The 18,651-nt window shown below is 59.1% G+C and carries 17 protein-coding genes and 4 pseudogenes; 9 read left to right on the forward strand and 12 right to left on the reverse strand.

Annotated elements, in window-relative coordinates:
• Window positions 1-614: 614 nt before the first annotated feature.
• Entirely contained in the window at window positions 615-1,136 is a 522-nt protein-coding gene (locus ACWGS9_RS28175; protein ID WP_454508317.1) for a hypothetical protein, read from the reverse strand.
• 373 nt (window positions 1,137-1,509) lie between these two features.
• Here ACWGS9_RS28175 and ACWGS9_RS28180 point away from each other — a divergent pair, with 373 nt between their 5' ends.
• The 3 genes from ACWGS9_RS28180 (at window position 1,510) to ACWGS9_RS28190 (ending at window position 2,477) form a co-directional block, all read left to right on the forward strand.
• Window positions 1,510-1,788 carry a type II toxin-antitoxin system ParD family antitoxin gene (locus ACWGS9_RS28180; RefSeq protein ID WP_454508318.1) on the forward strand — a complete coding sequence of 93 codons (279 nt, stop codon included), beginning with the start codon at window positions 1,510-1,512 and terminating at the stop codon, window positions 1,786-1,788.
• Complete coding sequence (locus ACWGS9_RS28185) at window positions 1,775-2,092, forward strand: type II toxin-antitoxin system RelE/ParE family toxin (RefSeq protein ID WP_454508319.1); 318 nt, start codon at window positions 1,775-1,777, stop codon at window positions 2,090-2,092. Before ACWGS9_RS28180 ends, ACWGS9_RS28185 begins: the two co-directional genes overlap by 14 nt.
• Window positions 2,093-2,198: 106 nt before the next feature.
• Entirely contained in the window at window positions 2,199-2,477 is a 279-nt protein-coding gene (locus tag ACWGS9_RS28190; protein WP_454508320.1) for a DUF2285 domain-containing protein, read from the forward strand.
• Window positions 2,478-2,489: 12 nt separating this feature from the next.
• Here ACWGS9_RS28190 and ACWGS9_RS28195 read toward each other — a convergent pair whose 3' ends face one another.
• The 3 genes and pseudogenes from ACWGS9_RS28195 to ACWGS9_RS28205 all read right to left on the reverse strand — a co-directional run bounded on the left by ACWGS9_RS28195 (window position 2,490) and on the right by ACWGS9_RS28205 (window position 3,542).
• Window positions 2,490-2,765 carry a methyltransferase domain-containing protein gene (locus tag ACWGS9_RS28195; protein WP_454508321.1) on the reverse strand — a complete coding sequence of 92 codons (276 nt, stop codon included), beginning with the start codon at window positions 2,763-2,765 and terminating at the stop codon, window positions 2,490-2,492.
• Between the two features lie 196 nt (window positions 2,766-2,961).
• A pseudogene (locus tag ACWGS9_RS28200) lies at window positions 2,962-3,317 on the reverse strand (DUF2958 domain-containing protein).
• Between the two features lie 9 nt (window positions 3,318-3,326).
• Window positions 3,327-3,542 (reverse strand): hypothetical protein, encoded by a 216-nt coding sequence (locus ACWGS9_RS28205; protein WP_135905211.1) that lies wholly within the window; start codon window positions 3,540-3,542, stop codon window positions 3,327-3,329.
• Window positions 3,543-4,771: 1,229 nt separating this feature from the next.
• On the opposite strand from ACWGS9_RS28205, the gene ACWGS9_RS28210 reads away from it, so the two are divergent.
• The 4 genes from ACWGS9_RS28210 (at window position 4,772) to ACWGS9_RS28225 (ending at window position 11,361) form a co-directional block, all read left to right on the forward strand.
• On the forward strand, window positions 4,772-5,212 hold the full coding sequence (locus tag ACWGS9_RS28210; protein ID WP_454508322.1) for a Ros/MucR family transcriptional regulator: 441 nt from the start codon (window positions 4,772-4,774) through the stop codon (window positions 5,210-5,212).
• 470 nt (window positions 5,213-5,682) lie between these two features.
• The gene (locus ACWGS9_RS28215; RefSeq protein ID WP_454508323.1) at window positions 5,683-6,381 is read left to right on the forward strand and encodes an antitoxin Xre/MbcA/ParS-like domain-containing protein; all 699 of its coding nucleotides are present in this window, start codon (window positions 5,683-5,685) and stop codon (window positions 6,379-6,381) included.
• Between the two features lie 648 nt (window positions 6,382-7,029).
• A complete protein-coding gene (locus ACWGS9_RS28220; protein ID WP_454508324.1) occupies window positions 7,030-8,184 on the forward strand; it encodes a porin in 1,155 nt (384 codons plus the stop codon).
• 645 nt (window positions 8,185-8,829) lie between these two features.
• Entirely contained in the window at window positions 8,830-11,361 is a 2,532-nt protein-coding gene (locus tag ACWGS9_RS28225; RefSeq protein WP_454508325.1) for a putative bifunctional diguanylate cyclase/phosphodiesterase, read from the forward strand.
• Between the two features lie 136 nt (window positions 11,362-11,497).
• Here the strand turns inward: ACWGS9_RS28225 and ACWGS9_RS28230 are convergent.
• Window positions 11,498-11,758, reverse strand: a pseudogene (locus ACWGS9_RS28230) (hypothetical protein); the annotation flags it as partial.
• Window positions 11,759-12,155: 397 nt separating this feature from the next.
• On the opposite strand from ACWGS9_RS28230, the pseudogene ACWGS9_RS28235 reads away from it, so the two are divergent.
• A pseudogene (locus ACWGS9_RS28235) lies at window positions 12,156-12,625 on the forward strand (Ros/MucR family transcriptional regulator).
• Window positions 12,626-12,816: 191 nt separating this feature from the next.
• On the opposite strand, the gene ACWGS9_RS28240 reads toward ACWGS9_RS28235, so the two are convergent.
• The 3 genes from ACWGS9_RS28240 to ACWGS9_RS28250 form a co-directional block, all read right to left on the reverse strand.
• Window positions 12,817-13,005, reverse strand: coding sequence for a cold-shock protein (locus tag ACWGS9_RS28240; protein ID WP_454508335.1), 189 nt, complete (start codon window positions 13,003-13,005; stop codon window positions 12,817-12,819).
• Between the two features lie 277 nt (window positions 13,006-13,282).
• Window positions 13,283-13,579, reverse strand: coding sequence for a type II toxin-antitoxin system RelE/ParE family toxin (locus tag ACWGS9_RS28245; protein WP_454508326.1), 297 nt, complete (start codon window positions 13,577-13,579; stop codon window positions 13,283-13,285).
• A complete protein-coding gene (locus ACWGS9_RS28250; RefSeq protein ID WP_454508327.1) occupies window positions 13,576-13,836 on the reverse strand; it encodes a type II toxin-antitoxin system ParD family antitoxin in 261 nt (86 codons plus the stop codon). The genes ACWGS9_RS28245 and ACWGS9_RS28250 overlap by 4 nt, the downstream gene beginning before the upstream one ends.
• A 423-nt stretch (window positions 13,837-14,259) precedes the next feature.
• Between ACWGS9_RS28250 and ACWGS9_RS28255 the strand changes: the two genes are divergently transcribed.
• Window positions 14,260-14,664 carry a hypothetical protein gene (locus ACWGS9_RS28255; protein WP_454508328.1) on the forward strand — a complete coding sequence of 135 codons (405 nt, stop codon included), beginning with the start codon at window positions 14,260-14,262 and terminating at the stop codon, window positions 14,662-14,664.
• Window positions 14,665-14,698: 34 nt separating this feature from the next.
• On the opposite strand, the gene ACWGS9_RS28260 is transcribed toward ACWGS9_RS28255, so the two are convergent.
• From ACWGS9_RS28260 to virD4, 4 genes and pseudogenes are all read right to left on the reverse strand, one after another.
• The gene (locus tag ACWGS9_RS28260) at window positions 14,699-15,304 is read right to left on the reverse strand and encodes a UPF0149 family protein (protein ID WP_454508329.1); all 606 of its coding nucleotides are present in this window, start codon (window positions 15,302-15,304) and stop codon (window positions 14,699-14,701) included.
• Window positions 15,301-15,500: pseudogene (locus ACWGS9_RS28265) on the reverse strand (transposase domain-containing protein); the annotation flags it as partial. The pseudogene ACWGS9_RS28265 and the gene ACWGS9_RS28260, both read right to left, overlap by 4 nt.
• Window positions 15,439-15,897: a hypothetical protein gene (locus ACWGS9_RS28270; RefSeq protein ID WP_454508336.1), complete on the reverse strand. Its 459-nt coding sequence runs from the start codon at window positions 15,895-15,897 to the stop codon at window positions 15,439-15,441. The pseudogene ACWGS9_RS28265 and the gene ACWGS9_RS28270, both read right to left, overlap by 62 nt.
• Before the next feature lie 413 nt (window positions 15,898-16,310).
• Window positions 16,311-18,452 (reverse strand): type IV secretion system ATPase VirD4, encoded by a 2,142-nt coding sequence (gene virD4 / locus ACWGS9_RS28275; RefSeq protein WP_454508330.1) that lies wholly within the window; start codon window positions 18,450-18,452, stop codon window positions 16,311-16,313.
• Window positions 18,453-18,651: the final 199 nt, after the last annotated feature.

The raw sequence follows: 18,651 nt of genomic DNA on the forward strand, positions 1-18,651 counted from the left end.
ATGGCAGAACGTGAGGGGTCAAATCCATGGCGCGGGTTACACGGCATTTAGCCATCATATGCCTTGTCTTTGCCGACGATGCAAACGCTCACGATTGGTACACAGGCAAGACTGATCCTGTCCTTCAGTATGACTGCTGCGGAAACAAGGATTGCCACCCGATCGATTCCAACGACGTCAGGATGACTAAAGACGGCTATTTCGTCAGGATGCCGCGCCCGGCTTACTTGAATGAGCCCCAGGAACCGGAATGGTTTATACCCAGAGAACGAGTCCAGACGTCGCCCGATGATCGATACCATATATGCGAGCGTTTGATGACCTTTTACCGGACGATCATTCCTCACTTCAAGTTCGAGGCCTATCACAGATTCAGGTGGACCTGCTTCTTCGCGCCGCAAGGCACCAGTTCAATTTCAAAGTGAGACACGACCCGCTGGCGCCCTAGCTTTTGTCTTTGCTCGACTCATTCGAAAATGCATCGATGTGATTGCTCCGCTCCGCCCTCAAACGGGGCAAGGCCCGGTCTGCGTCTCGATCCCGTGGGCCGGGCCACCATCGCCTTGACACAGTCGGCTGATGTGGCCGGACGTTTGATGTGGCGCGAGCCTGGCCTATTGCAGCAAATTCTCCCCGAAACCACTCGTCGCCAGCCACTGCGCCCGCGCCAGGTGCGACGCCCAAGCCCGACGTGCGCGGTCCGACTCACGCTGGGGGTCGATATTCAGGATAAGGCGCGCTACGTGGTTCCAATCGACGCCCTGGGCCTCCGCGACCAGCAGGGCGGCGTAGGTCGAGATGTGCGCCTGATCATATGCGGTAACGGCTGCCAGGTCCGGAGCTTCATCATCGATCTCGCGTTGAGAGGTGGGAAATTGCACCCAAGCCGCGGCTCCCAATGAAGACGCGTCGATATAGCGCCCAATCGATCTCAGATGCGACGCGATTTTGTTTCGTAAGTGATCGCGATTGCCGTAGCGAGCGTCGATTTCCTTGAGTTTTGTGTACAAGCCTCGACGTTGGCCGCGCGGAACATCGACATCACCCATAACGTAGTGACCCGGTCCCACGGCGCAGATGTCGCAACCGGCTGCGGCCACCTCCTGCACAAAAGCAGGAATGTCCTGTTCTCGCATGCGCTTCATTCTCACGTGACTTAACGGATGCTCCGATTTTTGCAACCCTACGATGCATCCGAGCGGGGCCATGAGATTGAGACAATGGCGCAATTTTTTGAGAGCTTCGCCCCCCGATGCTAGCCTATATCCAGTCAACCAATACCGGCCTTCCCAGGGTGACAACTGCACTTCTCCATGTTGCGGACCTGATTTCTCAAAAGGCCTATATTTATCGCGAGACCACGCAACACTAGCGCGCATTTCGAGATACCCAGAACGGGGCCGTCGTTGCCGGCATTAAAACCGGTGCCAGTGGCACCTACCCTGTCAGGAAAGTGTATGACAGTGTAATTGCCATGTGCTATAAGGGGCATGAACGAGAGGCTCAATCATGCGAACAAGCAAACCCATCACCGTCTCCCTCGGCAAGCAGCAGCAAAGCGTTGACGCGCGGTTGGCCTCAGGTGCCTACGAATCCGCCAGTGAAGTCATGCGGGCGGCGTTGCGCGCCCTCGACCGCGAAGAAGAAGCAATCAATGCGGTTCTCCGGGCACGGATCAAGGCGTCGATCGAGGATCCACGGCCGAGCCTGACTGCGGACGAGGCCGAAGCGGAAATGACGCGCTTCATGGAAAACGAAAGCAAAGCCGCGCGCCATGCGGCGCGTTAAGGTCACCTACCGACCACAGGCCATTTCCGACTTACAGGGCATTTACCGGATTATCGCCGAGGCCAGCCAGAGCGATGTGGTGGCATCGGGATTTGTGCAACGGATCATGGCACGGTGCCGAAAGATCGGTGACGTTCCCAATGGCGGTCGTCCGCGCGACGATCTGGAGCCAGGCTTGCGCACGGTCTCCTTCGAACGAACGGCGCTCATCGCCTACCGGGTGGCAGATACTGCGGAAGTCACCAACATCTTCTACGGCGGCAGGGACTACGAATCCCTCTATCGAAGCGATGAATCCGAATAGTCGCATCGGACTCGGGACGGCATAGAGACGTCACAGTTGCGGCTCGGCCGCAGGGGATGCCGCGTCGACCCTTTCCCTCGCCAACGACGATCGTTAGAAAGGAAAAATGCTCCAGCCGCTGCTCGACCCAGATGTCGCCGATGAGGCGCCAGATTTTCCGGTCCTGACCGGTTATGACGAAGAGCATTTACTGACCTACATTCGCCTACTCGATGCAGCCGCCGAGGACGCCGATTGGCGGGAAGTTGCCAAGATCGTCCTGCACATCGACCCTGAGACCGAGCCCGATCGTGCCTTCCGGGCCTGGGAAACGCATCTTGCGCGGGCGCAGTGGATGACGACGAACGGTTTCAAATATTTGCTGGCAGGTGGCGCCCCGCATTGAGATATTGAGCGGCTAACTCGCGAAAAGCTCCTTGTAACCCGTCGTCAATATCCAGTTTGCCCGATCGAGGTGGCTGCGGGCGGCTCTGCGAGCGCGCTCAGGTTCAAGGTCGGGATCGATGCCGAGGATCTCCTTTGCCATTTCCTCATAGGTGGCATTGTCGCCACCGGCGTCCAGAAATCGCATGTAGATTGTGAAATGCTCCTTGTCGTATGCGGTAAGGCTATCCGACCAGGGGACTTCGGTGGCAAGGGCTATACCCGAGGATTGGCGTGATTTGAATTCCATCGACATCTCGCTTTGAGTCTTGAGCTAGGCCCGCCTACGCGTCAGAGTATCGTCAACAGCACCATTTTCAACCTTTGGTTTCTGACTTGACGGCAATGCTCGCGACCAAGGCTGGGACACGATCTGACGGCTCACTGGACTTGCGGGCGACGAAGAAAGCGCCACCCTTTGGGGTGGCGCCGCTTCGACGAGATGGTCAGGTCTTGATGCGACCGAGCTGCCTAGCCTGATCGGCGTATGCCGACAGCGGCTTGTCGGGGCTGAAATACAGGTCACGCTCAATCGGCAGGCCCAGTTGCCCGCGCAGCGCGGACAGCTCGGAGAGGCTTACGTTGCCGATTTCCGGACAACCAAGCCCGAGATCACAGAGGCCAAATGCGATATCCCGGTCATCCGGGTCGATTTCGGTCAGGAGCCAGGTCGCGCCGGCTCCGGGGTGAACAGCTTGACGACCGGGACGAAGTCGATTTCGTGTGCGGTCCCGCGAAGGGGCTGCTGCTGGCGGCCATTCGCCAGCAGCTTTTCCCGCAGACTCTGGGTCAGGATCTGCATGGCCCCCTCCTACTCGTCGGACTTCGGTGCACGGAGAACAACGCGGCCGTCGATGGGCAAGGCCTCGAGGAGGAGCGTGCCGCCCTCGCCGTCGTCATGGGCGAAGAAGGAGCCGATGCGGGTCCAGAAGCCCTTCTGGCCTTCCTTGCCGTCGCGCACGGTGTAGGCGTGGTAGAGCGGCGATTTCGGCTCGGGTTTCGTTTCGGAGTTACGTCTGTTGGTCATGGTCTTTTCCTTTGGTTGCTGGTTTCTGTCCCGGAGGACGGTTCCAAAGGAGACGGCGCGTAGAGCCGGCTTGTCCCCAACACGGGAGCGCAGCGAATGGAGCGGGCAGGAATCGGACAAGACGGCTGGGCCGGATAAAAGAAACGTCATCAGCTCCGGGCAAGACAGCAACAGGAAAGGCCGTTGGCCGACAGACAAGGGAAGAACGTCAACCCAAACGCTAGAGCGCCACATCAGACGACAACCAGCCCAGGAAATGAAGGTTTCGCCATGGAGCAGCTGCCACGTGTAGCCTTGGAACTGCACGTCGATCAGGCCGCCTCCTCCCGGTCCTGGCCGTCGTGAGATGCATACCTGCCGCCCCATCCAGTTCGAAGGAGGTGCGGCCGGGAATGAGAAGCTCATGCAGTCTGCTACACCATGCTGCAGGCATGGCTGCAGACTTAAAATCGCGATTGGGGCACGACGCAAGGCCGTCAAGAAACGTTCGCCATCCCGTGGGGAGATGAGATTGCAGCTCAATCGGCGCTAATAATCCTTTTCACTCCGCGCACGCAACGAGGAAGCGAGTAGTGCAACTCACAATGCAACTGTAATACATGGCTCTGTTTCGGTTATTGCTACCCGACAACAGTAATGTTACCGGGTTTTTGCGGCGTGACCTCCGGCAGCGCAAGCTGGCTGTTGCACAGCGCGAGCCGATCTTACCTTGATGGGTGTTCTATGAACGGGGGAAAAGAATCCAGGGAGCAGCGGCGTCGGCGCGTTCTCAAAGGAGCGTCCATTCTCACAGGCATTTCAAATTCTGAAGTCAAGTGCACCGTTCGCAACATGCATTCGCAAGGCGCGGAGCTGCAAGTGTCAATTGATGCGCGCGTTCCAAACGAATTCCTTCTCTACATCCCGACTGATGGGGTAGGTTATAAAACGGTGGTCCAGTGGCGCCGAGGGGACAAGCTCGGAGTTATGTTCTTGGGTACAGAGCCTAAGCCACATTGGCACTACGGTTAAGTGTTCGACCCTGCCTGAGCCCTTTCCAGCCAAGTAACGGAAACAGGATTCTTTGCACTCTCAACCGTGCGACGTGGACCACGACGTGAGCCATCCTCAGTAGAAAGTCGCGAACGCTGCGAAATTGCGCGTCTACAGCTCTTAGCCAGAATATTCGCATATTGCACATTCCGGATTTGACGGGTATGGGAATCCCGGGGGAATTGAGGAGAACAAAGATGTCCCTGGAATCAGGCAATAATCTCATCGAACTTACTGCTGATATCGTTTCCGCTTATGTCCAGAAGAACCCGGTGCCGGCATCTGGATTGCCGGATTTGATCGCTAGTGTGAATTCGGCATTGTCTAATATTGGAAATGCAACTCCGCCTGAGGCGCCCAGCCTAAAGCCCGCAGTTAATCCCAAAAAGTCGATTTACCCGGATTATATCATCAGCCTGGAAGACGGTCAGAAATACAAGTCACTTAAGCGCCACCTTGCAGTCAGACACGGGATGACGCCCGACGAATACCGGACGAAATGGGGATTGGCAAAAGATTATCCCATGGTCGCCCCGAATTACTCGGCAACCCGATCAGCGCTCGCGAAATCGCTAGGCTTGGGGAGAAAGGCGGCTCCAGTCAAAAAGTCTTCTTCGAAGCGCAAGGCGAAGGTCTGAGGCATGGATAGGACCAGGCGGGAGCTTTGTGCCCGAGCAAAGGATCACCGCGATAGCATCATCGCCGCTCACGATTGGCGCACCTCATCAGAAAACGGAAAGTCATAAGAGAGGTCGATTTTTCTCATTGCTCTGGCGCAGGGAGAAAAATAGAACGTAAATCAACATCGTGACGTAAAAATGGGCCGCTGATGTGGCCCTTTTTTTTGGTAACCTTGGTCGTTCCTTCGAACGAAGGTTCTTTCGGCCGCCTCTGTCGCGCAGCCGTCACAATTCGCACCTAAACGGAAACCGATGCGTCCTGTGACTGACATATCGGGACGCCTTGACAGTCAGTTGGGGATGTCAAAATGCAATACAGCAACCTGTGGGGTCGCTGCATCTGCTGCTGCCATTTTCGCTTCCCGCTGTAGCCGTTCAAATCTCGGCCGCAGCCAGTGACGGGAGCGAGGGGCGCGCAAGACAGTTACATGACCAGGTTTCAGAAACGAACAGAGGGGATCTCGCAGGGTGCCTTGGCAGACCTGGTGGCGGAATCCGTGCAACAGGCCCTGATCCAGCACGGCATTGTTCTCGACACACAAACTCTGATTTCAGCCAGCGCCATCGCCGGCGGCCTCGCCGCCGCCGTCCCCTTCCTTCCACAGGCACAGCGACTCGCGATCGGCTCTTTCAAGGGCGAATGCGCTGCGTTCGCCCCGGAATTCTTCCGGAGATTCGGGGAGTTCACACGCTGCGGCCCCGCCGGTGCCAATCGCGCGGATGATGGCCCGATGACGGCAACCCCAGCACTCGCATCAGCGAAGCGGACAAACGATCTGCAATCGGTGCTGATTGAGGACTGGGCGGGCGAAGTCGCCGGATCGACCTATCTGGAAGAGCATTTCCGCATACCGCGCTCGACGCTGCATCGTTGGCAAAGGCGCAATGAGGTTATTGCCTTGCGCAAGGGCGGCCGCAAACATGTCTTCCCGCTCGCCCAGTTCGTCGACGGCAGACCGGCATCGGGGATTAGCGAAGTGATGTCGGCAATCGGGAATCCACGGCTGGCGTGGTTTTGGCTGACCCGCCCTTCGCCGCTACTCCACGGGCGCGTTCCGATTGAGGGGCTCAAGCAGGACATGGTGTGTGACGTCGTGTCGGCTGCTCGCAAGTTTTCATCGACTTGAGCTTCTTCACCGGGCCTATGTCGTCGGCTCCAGCTTCCGGCACACGCAAGAACAGGAAGTTCAACGTACTGTTCCACGGCACCTTCAGCCTTCGCATGGTGTAAGCCGGTACGATCCCATCCTGCGTGAGCGCTTCTGCCGGTATGATGACCGATAGGGGGCGTGTCGGCGATCGGCGGCGCCAACGCCGCACAATCCCGAGCTTCGGACAGGCGGCTCTGAACAGACAGGCGCTCTCTTAGCGCCGGTCAGTCGGATGGCGGCAATGCCTCGGATTTCCCGAAAGGTGGGGCAGGCAGAGTGCGAATCTCTTTTCCGCCCCAACATGATATTCTTCATAAAATCCTCTAAATCGGTTTAGTCGTTATATAGCTCAAATCTAACTTCGTGTTTCACTCGTGCCAGTTGTTTAATATGTGCCGTTTTTCATGTAGATAACGTGATATTTGCGCAACAATACTTCAAGAAGAGTCGAAGAGACCCGTTTTCGGAGACAATCTCTGTTGAACGCCGCCGCAGGTTAGGACATGTCGGGGGCGAAAGGGCGGCGCGGTGCGCTTCTTTTTCAATAGTTGGGGATGGGGTAGCAACGCTGCCCTTCAGCAAAGATATCAAACCCGTTTTAACTTTTGTCTGGAGATCAGAAAAATGAACATCAAGAGCCTTCTTCTCGGCTCAGCTGCGGCCCTGATCGCAGTTTCCGGTGCCCGCGCCGCCGATGCGGTGACCGTCGCCGAGCCGGAGCCCGCTGAATACGTCAAGATCTGCGACGTCTATGGGGCCGGCTACTTCTACATTCCTGGCACCGAAACCTGCCTGCGCATCGGCGGCTACGTCCGTTACGACATCGCAGGCGGCGACCTGGGCTCGTTCGACGGCGCGAAAACCAGGGACCGGATGAACGGCGATGTGCAGGGCACCTGGAAAAAGAACGCCCGCTTCAACCTGAAGACCTGGACCGGCCAGGAAACCGAACTCGGCACCTTGAAGACCTACACCGAGACTCGCTTTAACTTCGGCAACGACAACGCTTTCGAAGCCGACAATGTCGCCCACTTCAAGGGCCCCTCGCTGAACTTCGCCTGGATCCAGCTTGGTGGTCTGCGCGTCGGTAAGGACGAATCGGCCTTCGATACGTTCATCGGCTACGCAGGCAATGTCATCCAGGATACGCTGGTTCCCTATGGCGGCTTCGACACCAACGTCGTGCAGTACTATTTCGACGCCGGCAACGGCTTCTCGGCCGTCGCTTCGCTCGAAGAAGGCTCCGGCGTGGTGGGCACGATCGACAGCTATGTTCCGCATGTCGTCGGTGGCGTGAAGTACACGCAGGGCTGGGGCGCCATCACCGGCGTCGTGGCTTACGACAGCAACTACGAAGAAGTGGCCGGCAAGGTCCGCTTGGACGTCAACGCTACCAGCGAACTGTCGCTGTTCGTGATGGGCGGCTATGGCACGGACGACAACCTCAGCAACGACACGACACTTGTCCCCTTCCACATTGGCAACGCCGTCAATGCCCATGATCGCGGCTTCTACAAGCAGTGGAGCGGCAACTGGGCTGTCTGGGGTGGTGGCACCTACAAGTTCAACGAGAAGACCTCGTTCAACGCTCAGCTCTCCTATGACGAAGGCAAGAACTTCGGCGTTGCTGCGAACATTGCCTACGAAGTCGTCAAGGGCCTCAAGGTCACGGCCGAAGTCGACTATCTGCATGTCGGGGAAGACACCGTCACCAACTGGACCGGTGCCGACAAGCGAAACAGCATCGGCGGCATCCTCCGCTTCCAGCGCTCGTTCTAGCGATCGACCTTTGAACCACAGCGCCCGCAGCATACGACTGCGTGCGCTGTGCCTTCCCCACCCAGCCTGCGCTGGCTAATGGGATACAAAAAAGCAGATCGGCGGCGGCTCGGTCCTTCGCCCCCTGGACCGAAGCGTGCCGGCCGATGCGAAGGGCGCCCTTGAAGAGGTGCCCTTCGCAGCCCTAGCCATCGTCCCGATCCCACAAGAGAAGCGATGAAAAGAAGCAATGGATCTCGAGGCTGGCGTCGTCCAGTTCGGAGAGGTTAGCAGGCCTCACAAACATGCGGGCCCTCAGATTGCGAGCGAGATTGGGGCGGGCTTTCGGTGGCGTCCCAGTGCGTGATGTCGACGAGCAGGCCGACGAACCATTGCCCCTGCGCGGCACTCGATGTAACAGGATCATGACGCTTCGTTTAGTCGAACGTTAAGGGTCCTCGCCATAGGTTCTGTGACGAGTTGGGGCACGGGATCAGACAAGGCGCGCGTCCGCGCCGCGGCAGACCCTCAGATCTACCGGCTTGCCTAGAATGCCGGATGCTCCGGCCGACCGGAGCTGCGCTACCGTCAGATTGCTTATTAGCTGGCCGAGGCTTTTCTCCCTCGACCCGATTGGACCCGCAGCGGAACCGGCGAGATGCGACCATGATTGCGGCTCTCAGAAACGTTTCCCCGCAGAAGGGTACACACTCGATGGTCGGGGTGGATCATACGGGCCGCGGCACGGTCGACGCTGCAGGGCAGAGCGTAGCGGCCCAAACGGAGTTCGACGACGTGAGGCTCATCCTGCGCCGCTGGCAATCCGCCTGCGGCGCAGCCGCGCTGCCGCCTTATGAGGAGATCGCGTTGGGCAGCGTCGGCCGCTTCTCGGATGAGATCGCTGTCGTTCGTCGCTTGGGCGACGAGCCACCTTCCCTGTTGCGCTGCGGCCAGCGCTTCCTCGCGATCGTCGGCATTGCGGAGTCCGCGCGCAGCCTCGCGGAACTGCCATATGCCTTCAATCTGGCGATCGGCTCCGCCATCGATAAGGCCTGCTCAGCAGGCGAGCCGCGGCTCACAGTTTGCCACTGGGTCCTTGACGGCAAGGTTTCCACGATCGAGATCGTCGCGCTGCCGTTGTCGTGCCGCTGGCCTGGCGAATACTTTGTTCTATTCCTTCGCCCGCGCGCCAGCCAGGTCGACCTTGCCAGTCTGCTCATCAACTCCACGCAGGAAGGCGTCATCGCGCTAAGTCCGATCGATCATGGGCAGGGCGCAACGTCTGACTTCCACATACTGAGCATCAACGAGGCCGCGGCGGGCTTTCTTGGATCGACCATCGACAGCCTCCAGTTCACCCGGCTCTCGGACGCGCTGACCAAGGTCGGCATAAGCGAGATACCACAGGAGCTACTGCGCGCGGGTTCCGGCGGGCGCATATCGAGCTTCGAGCTCGCCTATCGGCTGGGACAGCAGAGGATCGCTCTGCAGGTCGGCGTTGACATCGCCGGCGGCGTGCTGGCGGTCACGCTGACCGACATTCGCGACCTGAAGGCGCGCGAGACCCTGTTCCGCTCTCTTTTCGACGATAATCCGGTGCCGATGTTCGTGCGCAGCCAGTCGACCGGCATCTTTCTCAACGTCAACGAAGCGGCGTTGCGCCTCTATGGCTACAGTCGCGGCGAATTCCTGGACCGCAGCCTTGCCGAAATCCGCGTCGATTGCCCCACCAACCGCGAGAGGGACGGTCGCGAGCTGGTGCTCCGGCACCGCACCGCCGACGGCCGCGAGCTCGATGTGATCGAGTACACAAGCGAAACCCTCGTAGACCACCAGGTGGCAATACTATCGACAATCGTCGACATCACCGAGCGCAAGCGCGCCGAAGCCCATATCACTTACCTCGCTCATCATGATCCGCTGACGGGAGTGGTCAATCGAACAGTCTTCACGCGCGAGCTGGAGCGGGCGGCCGACGGCCTCGAGCAGAACGGACGGGGGTTCGGCGTGGTGCTGATCGACCTCGACAATTTCAAGACGGTCAACGACACTCTCGGACACGCGGCAGGCGACGCACTCCTCATAGAGGTGAGCGCCCGGCTAAGAGAACTGGTGCGCAAGACCGACGTTGTGGCCAGGCTGGGCGGCGACGAATTCGCGATCCTGGTGCCGGCGGTCGAATGCCGCTCCGACGTCGAGGAGCTCGGCCAGCGCATTATCCGCGATCTCACCACCATCCGGAAGGTCGACGGCGCCGAGATAGTGATCGGCGCGAGTATCGGCGCAGCGCTGGTACCGGACGACGCCACCGACATCGACAGCCTACTGAAATGCGCCGATCTCGCCCTGTACCGGGCGAAGCAATCGGACAAGGGTACCTTCCGCTGGTTCGAAGCCGGGATGGATATGCGCCAGCGCGAGCGGCGTGCGCTGGAGATAGAGCTGCGCGGCGCCGAAATCGACCGCGAGTTCGAGTTGCATTACCAGCCAATCATCCGGACGCAAACCGGAAAGCTCCGCGGGTTCGAGGCCCTGCTGCGCTGGCACAATCCGCGCCGCGGCATGGTGTCGCCCGCGGATTTCATCCCGATCGCCGAGGAAACCGGCATCCTCGACGAGCTCGGCCGCTGGGTGCTTGCGGTGGCTTGCCGGGAGGCGGCAACCTGGCCGCGCGAGCTGGTGCTGTCCGTCAACGTCTCGCCGGTACAGTTCCGCAAAGGCGACCTCGTCGGAGCGGTCGGACTGGCCCTGGCCGGCAGCGGGCTGGAGCCCCACCAATTGGAGATCGAGATCACCGAGTCGGTGCTGCTGTCGGCCAGCAGCACCAACCTCGCCATTCTCAAGCAGCTTCGCTCGCTCGGCGTGCGCATTGCACTCGACGATTTTGGCACCGGCTACTCCAGCCTGAGCTACCTCAGGCAGTTTCCGTTCAACCGCCTCAAGATCGACCGGTCATTCGTCCGCGAGATCGGCCGGTGTCCAGAGTCGCTCGCCATCGTCCGCGCCGTCATCGGCCTCGGCGCCAGCCTCGGCATCGATACCACGGCCGAAGGGGTGGAGACGGTCGCACAGCTGGAGGCATTGCGCGCCGAAAAATGCGGCGAGTTGCAAGGCTTCCTGTTCAGCCCGCCGGTTACCTCCGAGAGTGTCGCCGCCATCATCGGCAGGTATTTCGAAGAGACATCGCGCGTCGCGTAGCCGGTAACGACTCCAGTTCCCTTGCGAATTTCGGCTGTCTTCAGAGACCTGCTGCGTCTCATCCTTTGGCAGGGTTGCTACACGTCGTTCCGCTGTCGCGGATGCCTGCTTGAGAGCCGCGCCAGCTCTCGGAGACTTACTTGTCGAGTAAAGTTGCAGAATATCCCCCTGGCGCGCCGGCGAACAATTCTTTGTACCCGGTGGTGATTATCCAGTTCGCCCGGTCGAGGTGGCTTCGCACCACATTTCGGGCGCGTTCCGGCTCGCGTAGCGGATCGATGCCAAAGATCACCTGTGCCATCAACACTACGCTGGCCTCATCGGCGGATGCGTCCAGGAGCCTCATGTAGATCATGAAATGCTCTTTGCCGTAAGCCGTGAGGCTGTCCGACCAGGGACTTGTTCTTTGATTTCCGGGTTCATGACCAAGTCATGTCTTTCCGAGTTAGTGATATAGCGTGTGGTCCACGACAGCCTGGTGCCGCGCTTGCCGAGGATACCGTTTTGATTGTGACTGGCAAGGGGCTATTCAACCCATGATGGTAGGCGCGACAAACTGCGGTATGTCGTTGATTATCGTTAGCCGGGGCCTACGGTAGCGTGTGTCAGGTCCTGCATCGCATTGAGGGTGAGATTGTGGAAAGCAGCCAACAGGCTGTCGGCGCGATGGTCATGGAGCGCTCCGCCGCCAGAGCGCGTGCATGGCACTGCCGGGGCAATCATTGCTTTCGCAGCCGGGCATCACTATGGGGTGGAACTTCGCCGACTGCTGATCATGCCATAAGGAGCGTTCCATGACAGAAGAAGCCGACAACAACACAACTGATGCCCTCATCGAACTCACCGCCGATGTCGTCTCGGCATATGTCTCGAACAATCCAGTTCCGGTCGGCGATCTCCCGGCCCTAATCGGGCAGGTGCATGCAGCACTGAAGGGTACGGCCGGTGGCGTCGCGCCGGACAAGCCAGAAGCTCTCAAGCCTGCCGTGCCGATCAAGAAATCGGTCACGCCGGACTTCATCGTCTGCCTGGAGGACGGGAAGAAGTTCAAATCGCTGAAGCGCCACCTGTCGACCGACTACGGCCTGACGCCGGACGAATACCGCGCCAAATGGGGTCTGTCGGCGGACTATCCGATGGTCGCGCCAAACTATGCAGCCGCACGTTCGGCATTGGCCAAGACCATGGGTCTCGGCCGCAAACCCAAGGAAGCGGAAAAGCCAGAGCTGCGAAGCGGACCCGCAAGAACACCACAGCTGATTGATCGCCGATCCGTCGTTCGGCGCGTAGCAGCTGCCCACTACTGCTACGCCGAATATGAAAAGGCGGGAGAAGTCGTCGCCTTCCCATGCAAATCCGCCACGGCCACCCGCTTGAGCCAGGGTACAGTGCGCTTGTCGAGCGACCGTCGGCACATCCGTGAGTTGCGCAGCCCTTGTTTCGGGGGCTGCGAAGTCAGCCAGCATTGCTGAGATTGCCCGCCGAGGACTTGCCGGTGCGGCGATCCTGCTCGATCTCATAATTGATCTTCTGACCATCGGCGAGGGTCGAAAGCTTCGCACGCTCGACGGCGGAAACGTGGACAAGCACGCCCTGGCCGCCGCCATCAGGCTGGATGAAGCCGAAGCCCTTGCTTGGGGTGATACGTCGTTTGAGAAGGGCCGCTCCACCTCATCAGCTTTGGGCCGACTGGGCCAAGTCGGAAGGCAAGGCCCTTGGCCGTCCCTCGTCTCCGCGACAAACAAACAAAAGCAGGATGTACGCGTCGATCTCGCGACCCGGGATGAGTGTGTCGGCCGTCGCCAGGCAAAATTCGCGACCAGCCGGCAGCCGATCATGCGTGCAGATCGGCCCCATGCAAGTCGCGAGATTAGGACGGTTCTTCGCCTTGCAACTCGCAGACCGGCCGCTTCTCCAGGGTCTAGCCCTCAAATAGTATGGCGGCATAGTCCATCGCACCGTGCAGGACGTGGACGATAACAACCTGCTCGCCATTCACACGGTAGAAAATCAGGTAGTTTCCATGGACGCGGCGGCGGATTTCATGCCGTTCATAGCGAGGCACCAAAGGGAAAGCGTTTGGGGATGTTGCTATCGTTAGGCATTTCTGTTCCAGCTCATCCACGAATGACAAAGCTCGGAGCGGATTGTCCTTCGCGATGTGGTCGCCTATCTGCCGCAAATCCGCCTTGGCTTCGCTTGTAAAGCGGACTTTCATTCGGCCGAGCCCGGCAGCATGGCTTTGTAGCGTTCCCGCAATTCGCTGAAAACATCCTTGGCAGCATGGGTTCGCCCTGCGTCAGCATCGGCTATTCCACGCATGATTGATGCATCCAGTGCCGCCAGTTTCGTTTCTCGATCTTGAATCAGTCGCACGCCTTCCCGCAGAACCTCACTTTTCGAGCCGTAGCGGCCCGTTTCGACGAGTTGCTGAATGTAGCTTTCAAGCTGTTTGCCCAGATCAGCACTGATCATATGAATCTCCCTCGGTCACGGCATACCTGAGATAGGGCTTTTATCAACTATTATCAACATTCCTTACCCCTTCAATCACACTTGGGTACCCCAGAGTGACGAGCGAAATTGCCAGCCGACGGGACAGAGGCGAGCGTGCTCTTTGCGGCTCCATCCTGTTCAGGCCGCGGGGAAATGGCGAATAGAGCGAACGACGGGGCCGACGCGCAAGTGGGATCCGTAAGGCAGTGATTCAGGCGAAGGTGGTCCATCCAGGCCGGCCCGGCGAAATGTCTGGGTCTCATGGCAAGGTTCCGAAGATCGCGCTGCAGGCTCCGATGCCGGGCACCGACGCTGCTCTGCACCCGCCGCCGACATAAGGGACCGGCCTTCCGGTGCAGTGTCAACGAAGCGCAGCTCCGAAATCCTCAGCAACTGGCAAATTTGGATTACGCCGGCTTGCACGGCTCGGCCTGCGGTCTCACCCATGAAGCGCCGGTCTACACCTGCACCTTTCCGCTGCCCAATTTGCAAGGCAGCGATCCATTGCATCGCTGCGTTTGGGCTGGCCCGCACCTGTTCAAGCAGCAGGCCTATCGCACGGCGGCCAAGCCTCTTGCTGCGTGCCTCCGGGACGATGACGATCAAACGCAGCAGAACATTCTCGCCGTAAGCCTCCAATCCGGCGAGGCCGATCGTCTGGCCCTCGTCGGCGAAGCGAAAGAACGTGCGGCCGGGTTCGTCCAGATCGTCGATCGGCAAACCCGCCTTGCCAAGGACACCGCGCAGCTCCGCAAGGTCCGCGTTGACCGGCTCGACAATCATTGTGGCGTGCCCTCACCCGGTTAACCGCAAGCATAGGCATGATATTCATGCTGATGCGTCATCGTGCTTGGTTTGCGGGTGCCCCTGGGTTGAAGCGCATGGGCTTGCAGTGGGCGTAGATTTCGTCGACGGCATGGGGTAACGCGCGCCAGGCTTCCTTGAGCAGACTTTCCGGCGGCCTGGTGAAGGTCGATGCAAGCATGTCGGTCAATTCGGGCTTGGTCGAGCGCATCAGGATGGCAAGGAGCGGTTCGCCGGTTCTTTTTTCTGCAAACAGCGGTGCCCATTGCTCATGGTTCAGGTTTATCGCCCCGAAGAATCCATCTGCCCAGTCGCCGGCGAGGACCTCATCGTCGTCCGTCCGCATGTAAATCGGGGTATAGGCACCAGGTCTCGTGAGCTGGTGGGCTATCCGGTTGTAATGATCAACGATGGTACCGATCACGGCCTGTGTCTTGTTGCCGATCAATGCCCACCGCTCGTGATCGCCGACAACATGCCACATCCAGTCATTGGGCAGCAGGAAGACCGGCCCCGCGGCGAGCCCCGTAAGGAAACCGTTCAACATTGACACGCCCCCGCAATGCGGCGGCGGCTTGGCCGTGTCGAACCAGACCTCCAGGTCTTCAAGTGTCATTATCGGTGCGCGCCGGGGCTGTTTCACGCTGCTCTCGACAAGGGTTTGCCTTCCGTCTCCCTTTGCGTTTTCCAGTTCCAGGCCAAAAGCTGGCCAAGCTCGTGGCTTTTTACCCCCTGGAGACGATCTTCTCAAGAACGTCACTCAGCCATGTGTAGGGATCAAGGCCATTGAGCCGGGCCGTTTGAAGAAGAGATGCGAGCACCGCCCAACTTTCTGGTCCCCTGGCCATTCTGCGCTGCGAGTTGAAGAAGCGCGGTAGTGGCAGGCACGGCGACCGCGAGCCGGTCGGTGGCGCTGTGTCGCCGGGCGGCACGTTTCTCGTCGACGAGCGCCTGGATATGGGTGGCATCCTCCACCTGAGCCCCCTTGTCGTAGCTGCGAACGTGGCAGGCAACGACCTGAGCTCCATCGAGGATGCGCACCTCCTTTGGCGTGGCCATTCCCTGCATTCCGCCGTCATCGGGCTGAACCGGCTGCTCCAGCACTACGGAGCCCGCGAACTGCAGGCCGGGATCCTCGAGGTCCTGGCGCTTTAAGGACCATCGCCTCATCCGAATGCTGTCCAACTGATCCTCGAGCGCCAGCGCGAACGGCGACGTCAACCGCCGCTGCTGCATGTCGCCCTTCCTCAGCATGTTCAGGACAAGGATAGTCCTGTCCGGCCCGCCCGTCTCGACCTCTATGACCAGCTCAAGGAAGCTTCCGATGACAAGTCATAATCCTCACGACGGCCTCAACCGTGCCGCGCGTCTACACCTGCACGGGCTTGTTGCGCACTGGCAGGAGGCCACCGAAGCCGGCTGGGCGCTGACACTTCTGGACTGGGATTGGACGCCTAGGACAAGCTATCGCAACTAGCTTTCGAGAAGCTGACCGGTCAGGAAAACCCCGCGTCCACAGGCCTCCGTTTTCTAATACGCCCGCTCGGGCCAAGGTCGGAATAGCGCGCTTGATCTGGACAGAGCCTTCGACCAAGCCTCGCCGCGGGAACCTGCTCACGGCAACAAATTCGTCGAGAATGCGCGCCTTTTCAGCTAGCGGTTTCGCTACTGCGGGGCACACCACCTGTCGGGGCGTGATCTTTCCCGCTGTTGCTGTTGGAAATGGCACGTTCTTGAAGCGCGACGATCTGCGCCAGCAACTGGCGCTGCGCAGCCATTCCCGACTGCTGCTCAGAAGTTCGTCGCACCCCGTTTTCGGACGAGCCGGCTATGCCCGGCGGCTGCACTTCGGTTTCTTCGATCTTGTTGTCAGGCTGGTACAGATTTTGCCCCAACGGCCGGGATTTTAGCTCCTCGGTGCTGCGCTGTTGCACATGATCGAGATCGTCTTTTGGGGCAAACTCGCCTGCTTCCTCGGGATCCACACGACGGGCATAGCTATCATCCTGCAAAGAGATTCCGCCGTTGCCTTGTGCGGTCACTGCTGGCGGATGGGGAGTGCCAGGCGCAGTCTCGGCGGCCGGATTTGGTAGTTTGGCAGTTACGGGGAGAGTCGTCATCTCCGCGATGAGCGGGATCGGGTCTGGTTCGGGCAATTTACCCGCCTGACTGTCGAAAATGCGCTTCAGGTGACGGTCACAATAATACTTCACCTTATCCAGCTGGAGCGGGGGCTGTCCCTTAATCAGCACAATTTGCTTGTCGTCCTCGATTAATCGCACCTGCTCGGGTCGCAAGAGGGGTGCTCCTTGGTCGGACATATGAATATTAGGGTTTAACCATTCCCTCGGGTTGAAAGACTTCGACTTTTGGTGAAAAGTATATTCACCGATAGCTTTTGAGATGTATTGGGGCGTTTCGTCGTCGGCTGTCGCCATGAACACCTGCACACCGGTGTTGGAGAGGAAATTTTCCTTACCAGGCTGCTCATAGGCGCCGGTCAGAGCCGACAGGCTCTGGATGATGAACATGAAGCGGCCTTTATAACCTGCAATTGTGGTGACTGCGGTTTCAATTGCTTCGAGCCTGCCGAGATGCTTGAATTCATCGAGGAGGAACAGGACCTCAAAAACCTCGTCCTTTTTCGGCAGAGTGCGTTGCAAGATCGCTACAGTTTGCTGGAAGAATAGCCGCACGAGAGGTGCGATCACTTCCAAGTCATTGGGGCTGACGCACAGATATATTGTCGTTGGGTCCCGGCGCAAGTTGCCAATGGAGAAATCCGATCTCGATGTGGCATTCTTGATCAGCGGGTCGGCCCAAAGGTTCAGCCCGCCATCGCTCAAAACGGAGGTGTATGAGGTGAGGAGTTTGGTGTCGTTGCCGGCCATGTTATCGAATATGCGCGTCACCTCCGGGATTTTACTTTGTTCTGCGAGTTGCGCGAATAGCTTGTATTTCTCACCTGGCTGCGAAAACAAATCATACACAGCGCCGATGGTTGGTGTGCCTCGCTCGATACAGGCCAGAACACCGGCAACAAAAAGGTCTCGTGCGCCCTCGATGAATCCTTCCGCCCCCTTACCCTTGGGCGCAATCAGATTGACCGCCAATCGTCGGGTTTCGGAAAAGCGGCGCTCCGGCGGCGTAGCGACAATGTCGAGCACTGGATTATAGCAATGAGTGCGCCCCTCCCTGTCGAGTGGCGAGAATTTGAGGACACGATCGCCGCGCTTCAACCTCGCCCTCGACGTCAGTTCGAAGAGTTCGCCCTTGACGTCAAGCGCAAGTACTGAGCCATCGAAGGTTAGAAGCGTTGGAATGACAACGCCAACGCCCTTGCCGGCTCGGGTGGGCGCAACGACCAGACTGTGCGGTTGCTCGCCATTGGTGAGATATTGTCCAAAACCGCGCGGGCCGGTCGTTTTGCCGAATATCGGACCAGTGATGCGCCGGTAAGGCTTGATGAACCCTTTTTGGCGCATTTCGCGAAACTGCGCCCATCTTGCGGTTCCGAAGTGTTTGGCGCGAAGCATGAGTACGGCGAGGGTGACCATGATGATCACCGCAGTCATGCCGACAATAATCAAGCCGGTGTAGAAGGTCGCACTGGCATAGCCGAGATAGAAGGGGGTTTCATACCAGAACGCCAGTAGGTCGAACTCGCGGAGTCCCCGGACGCTGAGGCCGGCCTTTAGGCTAACATACACACTGGCGAAGATTAGCCCGAGCGGCAATGACAGCGCAAGGCCGAACAACAATGTGGTGAACTTCAAATTTGTGCCTGGCATCGTCCTGCGCTCTCTGGCAATATTCAGCGTTCGTAGTCCCGGTCGGGGGAGCCTGCACGGCTCCTACGAAGGCGCCGCGCTTCAATGGCGTTGGGGTTTTCAGGTTCAAGCTCGCTCCGGTGTGGTCGGCGCTGCGCCTCGACACTGGCCTCACCCTGTTCGCCTTGCTCCGCATTTGGCCCCTGCCCATTTAATGGGT

The sequence above is a fragment of the Mesorhizobium sp. Arg314 genome, from assembly GCF_053714275.1.

Excerpts from the sequence above, each read along its gene's own strand:
- ACWGS9_RS28175 (WP_454508317.1), bottom strand. The coding sequence starts at position 1,136 with ATGCGAGAACAGGACATTCCTGCTTTTGTGCAGGAGGTGGCCGCAGCC.
- ACWGS9_RS28180 (WP_454508318.1), top strand. The coding sequence starts at position 1,510 with ATGCGAACAAGCAAACCCATCACCGTCTCCCTCGGCAAGCAGCAGCAA.
- ACWGS9_RS28185 (WP_454508319.1), top strand. The coding sequence starts at position 1,775 with ATGCGGCGCGTTAAGGTCACCTACCGACCACAGGCCATTTCCGACTTA.
- ACWGS9_RS28190 (WP_454508320.1), top strand. The coding sequence starts at position 2,199 with ATGCTCCAGCCGCTGCTCGACCCAGATGTCGCCGATGAGGCGCCAGAT.
- ACWGS9_RS28195 (WP_454508321.1), bottom strand. The coding sequence starts at position 2,765 with ATGGAATTCAAATCACGCCAATCCTCGGGTATAGCCCTTGCCACCGAA.
- ACWGS9_RS28205 (WP_135905211.1), bottom strand. The coding sequence starts at position 3,542 with ATGACCAACAGACGTAACTCCGAAACGAAACCCGAGCCGAAATCGCCG.
- ACWGS9_RS28210 (WP_454508322.1), top strand. The coding sequence starts at position 4,772 with ATGTCCCTGGAATCAGGCAATAATCTCATCGAACTTACTGCTGATATC.
- ACWGS9_RS28215 (WP_454508323.1), top strand. The coding sequence starts at position 5,683 with ATGACCAGGTTTCAGAAACGAACAGAGGGGATCTCGCAGGGTGCCTTG.
- ACWGS9_RS28220 (WP_454508324.1), top strand. The coding sequence starts at position 7,030 with ATGAACATCAAGAGCCTTCTTCTCGGCTCAGCTGCGGCCCTGATCGCA.
- ACWGS9_RS28225 (WP_454508325.1), top strand. The coding sequence starts at position 8,830 with ATGATTGCGGCTCTCAGAAACGTTTCCCCGCAGAAGGGTACACACTCG.
- ACWGS9_RS28245 (WP_454508326.1), bottom strand. The coding sequence starts at position 13,579 with ATGAAAGTCCGCTTTACAAGCGAAGCCAAGGCGGATTTGCGGCAGATA.
- ACWGS9_RS28250 (WP_454508327.1), bottom strand. The coding sequence starts at position 13,836 with ATGATCAGTGCTGATCTGGGCAAACAGCTTGAAAGCTACATTCAGCAA.
- ACWGS9_RS28270 (WP_454508336.1), bottom strand. The coding sequence starts at position 15,897 with ATGCAGCAGCGGCGGTTGACGTCGCCGTTCGCGCTGGCGCTCGAGGAT.
- virD4 (WP_454508330.1), bottom strand. The coding sequence starts at position 18,452 with ATGCCAGGCACAAATTTGAAGTTCACCACATTGTTGTTCGGCCTTGCG.